Below are 6,051 nucleotides of genomic sequence, written 5' to 3' on the forward strand. Positions count from 1 at the left end.
TCAAAGGCCGCTTTTGCCAAAATTTCAGAAGCTCCGGGCCAGATCAGGCCCTGCAGCCCTATTGGGGCAATACCAATGGGGGCACTATAGGTTTTTCCGAATAGTGTGGTCGATAAATCAGTGCCGGTGTACTCCCCGAGATAGTTGGGTTGCAGCAATACGTCCTGCAGTTCCCTGGTGTTTCGGTTCAGGTTAACCTCATCGTTGCACCCGCCATCAAGATAATCAAAGGCAAAACCGGGAATCCGGCTTTTTGCCTTTTTCCTCAGGTCTTTCACCTCGGGATATCGGGGATCAAATCGGATTTTGTCTTGATTTCTCATGGCCAATTGATCGTAAAGTTACATATTCCTCTTTTGAGGAACACTGCTTTCTCCCGGGGATATCCCTTAGGATTTTTCTCTTAACTTTAGTGTCCCTTAACACTGAGTTGTGTACACAATCGTTGATATAGAAACCACCGGAAACGGCATAAAGGGCAACAAGATTACCGAAATTTCCATTTTTAAAACAGATGGGAATTCGGTGCTTGATGAATTTTCGTCACTGGTGAACCCCGAATGTGAAATCCCCTATTTCATTACCGGCCTTACAGGTATTGATAATGACATGGTCCGTAACGCCCCAACGCTAAAAGAGATTGTCCCAAGGATTCAGGAAATCACAAGAGACTGCATCTTTGTCGCCCATAGTGTTAATTTTGATTACCATGTAATAAAGAACGAGTTTTCTGCAATCGGGGAATCCTTTATCAGGAAAAAACTCTGTACGGTACGCCTGGCTCGCAGGACATTTCCAGGGATTACCTCCTATAGCCTGGGAAAGCTGTGCTCAACACTGGACATACCCATAACTGATCGCCACCGCGCAAGGGGAGATGCCGAAGCAACACTGGTCCTCTTCAAAAAGATACTTGCACAACCTGAGTCGGATTCCCTAATCAGTCATTTCCTCAACGCCCGCTCTCAAGAGGCTACCCTTCCGCCAGGATTATCAAGAGCAACATATGAACGGTTGCCCGTGAAAACCGGTATTTACTACTTTAAGAATCAAAAGGGAGAGATCATCTATGTGGGGAAGGCTAAGAATATAAGAAAACGCGTTTTAGGACACTTTTACGACAGGTCTGATAAAGAGATGCGTATGTGCCGGGAAACCTGTGCTGTGGATTATGAATTATCCGGAAGTGAATTCGTGGCCTTACTCATGGAATCTGCTGCCATTAAGAAACACTACCCCTTATATAATCGCGCCCAAAAAAAAAGGACTACTCCCTTTGGGATCTTCAGCTATCAGGACCGCAACGGCATTATCCACCTGGCATTTGAGAAACTTTCTAAAATACATAATCCCATCGCCATCCTCAGAAATGCCACAGAAAGCAGGTTGTTTATTGAACAACTTTGCCTTGCCTATTCCCTTTGCCCCAAATTCTGCCATTTGCAGGAAAATGTGGCACATTGTTCACATTTCAGGCTAAGGAGTTGCCAGGGCGTTTGTCGCGGAGAGGAAAGTGTTGATGAATATAACGCAAGGGTACGCAGTGCAATAAAAATAACTAGTGCCAGCAGGGAGAATTTCTTGATAAAAGAGCGGGGACGTCAATCTGGTGAAGATGCGATTGTTTGCATTCAGGATGGCTGTTATTTGGGATATGGGTTTGTCAGCAGGGACCAAACCATTAGTTCACAGGAAGACCTTATGGCCCACATTATTCCTCAACAACATACTATAGAATCACAACAGCTGATCAGCTCTTACCTGACCAGACATCCGGAGAAGGCTGTACCCTTAAAAACAGCTGAACCCCCTGAGCAGGCAACAAAAGACTCTTGATCCTGCCAGGACAGACCTATTTTTCGATTTCCCGGTACATCCTGATTACAAATACCAGCCATATCAGGAAGATAATGGCCACAATGACGGAGTACCAAAGGATAAATGCTGTCACTTTCTGTACTTTAAAAAATTCATAAACCCAAGAATGGTTGGTGCCCAGAAAGCGATAAAAATGGCTTCCAGTTTGTTTCCTGTAAGAAAAAGATATTCGGAAACCACGATGATGGAAAGTACCACGAGGAGTAATATAAAGCTCATGGCCCCTACTTTCCCAATAAAATTCTTTAACATACGAAGGATATATAGTGCTAATATAAAGTTAGGAAATAATTCCTGGCCCTGTAGAATAAATTTATGGCCAATACGCATCTGCACTCAAGAAACAGGCAGAAATCCTTGTATTCTTTGCTCTGATCAACCTGTAAAAGGTGGGTGAGATGGTTATCGTATGGGTACTTATTTCCGTTTCCCACTATTCATAAAACTGACAAGCGTAGCAATAAGTGCGATTACAACAAAGGCGAAAACCGCAATCATGATCATACCGTTACTCCAGTCAACCAGGGGAATTAGAAGTGAAAACATAGTGGCTATATTTTAAATTTTCACACGAAAATACTAAGGGCAGTCCAATGAAAATATGACATATATCAGAAGCCGATATACCTCTTTTGTTTTACCACATCCTTGATCGAAGTATACTTATACCTACTTTTTTGTCTTGCAGGAACTGATCCCAAACAAACCATATAGTGGACAAAATCCGGTAAGGCTGGTGAGTAGAAATACAGCTGCTGCTGCCATTAAAACATAGGCCCATGGACCTTGCAGAACATCGTAATAAACCAGCAGGGCCACAGCCAGCGCAAGTAAGAAACGAAGGATTTTATCCAGTTTTCCCATATTTGTTTTCATGCCTATTCTCTTTTAATGATACCTGTTTTAAATGTAATAGCTTGTGCTGTGCTTAACTATGACATATATCAGGATGGCTTTGTACTGGGGCAGACAAAGTCTGTTGTAGGTATACCCGCTTTTTTCATATCCGTAAACCCTCCTGAAATATCCACCAGGTTATGGATACCGCGGCTTTTTAGAATAGAGGCCGCAATTACCGAACGATATCCCCCTGCACAATGGAGGTAAAAGGTCTGATCCGAGGGAAACTCCGCCAGATACTCGTTTATAAAACTCAGTGGGGTGTTTATGGCATTTTCAAAGTGTTCGGCGGCATATTCACTCTCCTTGCGCACATCATAAAGGGGAATACCCTTTTGATTAAGGACCGCTACTGCTTCTTCTGCGTTAATGGCAGGCATAGAATCTGTCTCCTTACCTGAACTCACCCAAGCATCGTAGCCCCCTTCCAGATAACCCAGGGTGGCGTCAAAACCCACCCTTGAAAGCCGGGTAACCGTCTCTTCTTCCTTGCCCTTGGGAGTCACCAAAAGTATGGGTTGCTTAACATCGGCTATAAGTGCCCCTACCCAGGGAGCAAAATCCCCTTTAAGACCAATGAATATTGACCTGGGGATATGCCCTTTAACAAATTCGTCCTGGTGGCGGACATCCAGGATAACGGCTCCTGTTTCGTTTGCTGCAGTTTCAAAGGCATCTGGCGACAGGGGGCGTGTACCTTTTTCAAGTACCTCCCCGATATCGGCATACCCCTCACGATTGAGCTTGACATTTGCAGGAAAATATTTAGGCGGGGGAAGCAGGCCCTCGGTAACCTCCTGTATAAATTCCTCCCGGCTCATGTCTGCCCTGAGGGCATAGTTCATCTTCTTCTGGTTACCCAGTGTATCTACCGTTTCCTTCATCATATTCTTTCCACAGGCCGATCCCGCTCCATGGGCGGGGTAAACTATTACATCGTCTGCAAGGGGCATGATCTTATTTCGCAGGCTGTCAAAAAGCATTCCTGCCAGTTCCTCCTGGGTCATACTGGCGGCTTTTTGCGCCAGGTCTGGTCGGCCAACATCCCCTAGAAACAAAGTGTCCCCTGAGAAAATAGCGTGATCTTTTCCGGATTCATCAATTAACAGGTAGGTAGTACTTTCCATGGTGTGCCCCGGTGTGTGCAAAACCTTTATCCGGAGCTTGCCCAGGGGAAATTCCTGCTGGTCTTCTGCTATAATGGCCTCAAATGAAGGATTTGCCATTGGGCCATAGATAATGGGTGCATCGGTTTGTTTTGATAACGTAACATGGCCACTGACAAAATCTGCATGGAAATGGGTTTCGAAGATATACTTGATCCTTGCTCCTGCCTCCTGTGCCCTTTTGATGTAGGGTTCGGTTTCCCTGAGGGGGTCTATTATCGCTACTTCCCCTTCACTTTCGATATAATATGCCCCCTGGGCCAGGCATCCTGTATATATTTGTTCTATTTTCATAACAATCATTATTTTGGGTCAAAAATAGGAGTTTCCACCGAGCTGAAGTCGCGGTTTATTTTCTTTTCTCCCTTCGTTGTTGTACCACCTTTTGCCGAAGTGGTGGCGGTGCACCTCTCTGGTCGTGATAATTCACTGCCTCGATTATACGCACAAATAGGTGGTCTTTTGGCACCACATCTATGATATCGCTGTTAAACACAATATCACGGATTGGGCCGATGGCTCCTGTAATATAAAAATCCATGCCCCTTTCCCTTAGTCCCGATATGGTCTTTACCAGCATACGGGCTGCCGTAGAATCTATATAGTTGATGGCTTCTGCATTTAGAATAACTCCTTTCAGATCAGGTCCTTTCTTATCTACATACCTCAAGAGTCGTTTTTTGAAATAGGAGGCATTTCCGAAATACAATTGGGCATCAAAACGCACAATGAGCAGATCAGGCCGTACCTCGATATCTTCGGAGAACCGCTCTACATTTCTGAAATAGTCTGTCCCCTTTATATTCTCCAGCACGGCAAAATGTGGCTTAGAAGTGCGGTAGACCATCAGCAATAGTGACAGCAATACCCCGATGAGGATACCCTGGGGAATTCCTATAAAAAGGGTGATTAAAAATGTCCCCAGGAGGATGAGGAACTCGTCCTTTCTCTGGTACCAAAGCGTCCTGGCGTAAGCAACATCTATAAGTCTGAACACCGTAACCATAATAATGCTGGCCAGTACCGCTTTTGGCAGGAAATAGAACACTGGGGTGAGGAATAACAAGGTTATAACCACAACTCCCCCTGATATCATGCCGGATATATTGGATTTGGCTCCTGCATCATAGAGCAAAGCCGAGCGCGAGAAACTCGCTGTTACGGGGTAGGATTGGAACAGGGAACCCAGCATATTGGATAATCCCAGCGCACGCAGTTCCTGGTTGGCATCCATACGGTCTTCATTGCCTTTGTCTTCAATCCCCTTACCAATAGAGACCGCTTCCAGGTAACCTATCAGGGCAAGGGTAAGGGCAATGGGCCAGAGTTTTAAAACCAGGTCACCGTCTACCTGAGGAACGTTAAAGGCAGGCAAGCCCATGGGGATCTTACCCACAAGCCGAACTCCCATGGCCTCCCAATCGAAGAGGAAGGCCCCCAGTATTCCCAGGACAACCGCAACGAGTATTCCGGGAAACCTCCGGTTCCATCGGCGTAACAACAGGATAAGACCTATCCCCACCAAACCGATCAGAAAATCATAGATATGTATCCGGGGTACGGCATCAAATGCATTGATAACCAATTCATAAATGCGATTGCTTTCGGGAATATCCGCACCAAACAGGTGCTTGAGCTGACTCAACATAATGATCAATGCGGCAGCAGAAATAAAACCACTGATTACCGGCCGGGACAGGAAGTTGACCAGAAAACCCATCTGCAGCACCCCCAGAACCAACTGAATAGCCCCTACCAGGAAGGCCAATCCAATGGCCAGTGCAATATATTCCCCCGGACTACTGGCACCCAGGAGTCCCAGTCCGGCAGCGACCAGGAGGGAATCCATCGCAACAGGACCAATGCCTAGATGTCGGGAAGTACCAAAAATCGCATAGATCAACACAGGGAATAAAGCCGCATACAATCCGTATACCGGCGGTAAGCCGGCGATCATGGCATAGGCCATGCCCTGGGGCACCAATAAAATCCCTACGGATAAGCCTGCACCCAGGTCCCTGGGAAAGTCGTTTACAGAATATTTACCCAGCCAGTCTATAAGCGGAAAATACTTTCGCATACCCCAAATGTACTACTAAATAACTGC

7 protein-coding genes are annotated in these 6,051 nt (G+C 45.8%); 1 reads left to right on the forward strand and 6 read right to left on the reverse strand.

The features are described 5' to 3' along the window. The coding region (locus AC4E7D_RS09260) for an alpha-hydroxy acid oxidase (protein WP_490173519.1) at positions 1-323 on the reverse strand (323 nt) is incomplete at its 3' end. 109 nt (positions 324-432) lie between these two features. Between AC4E7D_RS09260 and AC4E7D_RS09265 the strand changes: the two genes are divergently transcribed. After that, complete coding sequence (locus AC4E7D_RS09265; RefSeq protein ID WP_490173520.1) at positions 433-1,836, forward strand: exonuclease domain-containing protein; 1,404 nt, start codon at positions 433-435, stop codon at positions 1,834-1,836. A gap of 111 nt (positions 1,837-1,947) precedes the next feature. Here AC4E7D_RS09265 and AC4E7D_RS09270 read toward each other — a convergent pair whose 3' ends face one another. The 5 genes from AC4E7D_RS09270 to AC4E7D_RS09290 all read right to left on the reverse strand — a co-directional run bounded on the left by AC4E7D_RS09270 (position 1,948) and on the right by AC4E7D_RS09290 (position 6,024). Beyond that, positions 1,948-2,130: a hypothetical protein gene (locus tag AC4E7D_RS09270; RefSeq protein ID WP_490173521.1), complete on the reverse strand. Its 183-nt coding sequence runs from the start codon at positions 2,128-2,130 to the stop codon at positions 1,948-1,950. Between the two features lie 165 nt (positions 2,131-2,295). After that, on the reverse strand, positions 2,296-2,424 hold the full coding sequence (locus tag AC4E7D_RS09275; RefSeq protein ID WP_490173522.1) for a hypothetical protein: 129 nt from the start codon (positions 2,422-2,424) through the stop codon (positions 2,296-2,298). A gap of 123 nt (positions 2,425-2,547) precedes the next feature. Next, positions 2,548-2,754 carry a YgaP family membrane protein gene (locus AC4E7D_RS09280; protein ID WP_490173523.1) on the reverse strand — a complete coding sequence of 69 codons (207 nt, stop codon included), beginning with the start codon at positions 2,752-2,754 and terminating at the stop codon, positions 2,548-2,550. 68 nt (positions 2,755-2,822) lie between these two features. Then, entirely contained in the window at positions 2,823-4,238 is a 1,416-nt protein-coding gene (locus AC4E7D_RS09285; RefSeq protein WP_490173524.1) for an MBL fold metallo-hydrolase, read from the reverse strand. Between the two features lie 55 nt (positions 4,239-4,293). Continuing rightward, on the reverse strand, positions 4,294-6,024 hold the full coding sequence (locus AC4E7D_RS09290; protein ID WP_490173525.1) for a SulP family inorganic anion transporter: 1,731 nt from the start codon (positions 6,022-6,024) through the stop codon (positions 4,294-4,296). Between the last annotated feature and the right edge of the window lie 27 nt (positions 6,025-6,051).

It is taken from the genome of Lentiprolixibacter sp. (assembly GCF_982873095.1).

Bases quoted from the DNA above. Each gene is read 5' to 3' on its own strand.
- AC4E7D_RS09290 (WP_490173525.1), bottom strand. From the start codon at position 6,024: ATGCGAAAGTATTTTCCGCTTATAGACTGGCTGGGTAAATATTCTGTA.
- AC4E7D_RS09285 (WP_490173524.1), bottom strand. From the start codon at position 4,238: ATGAAAATAGAACAAATATATACAGGATGCCTGGCCCAGGGGGCATAT.
- AC4E7D_RS09270 (WP_490173521.1), bottom strand. From the start codon at position 2,130: ATGTTAAAGAATTTTATTGGGAAAGTAGGGGCCATGAGCTTTATATTA.
- AC4E7D_RS09280 (WP_490173523.1), bottom strand. From the start codon at position 2,754: ATGAAAACAAATATGGGAAAACTGGATAAAATCCTTCGTTTCTTACTT.
- AC4E7D_RS09275 (WP_490173522.1), bottom strand. From the start codon at position 2,424: ATGTTTTCACTTCTAATTCCCCTGGTTGACTGGAGTAACGGTATGATC.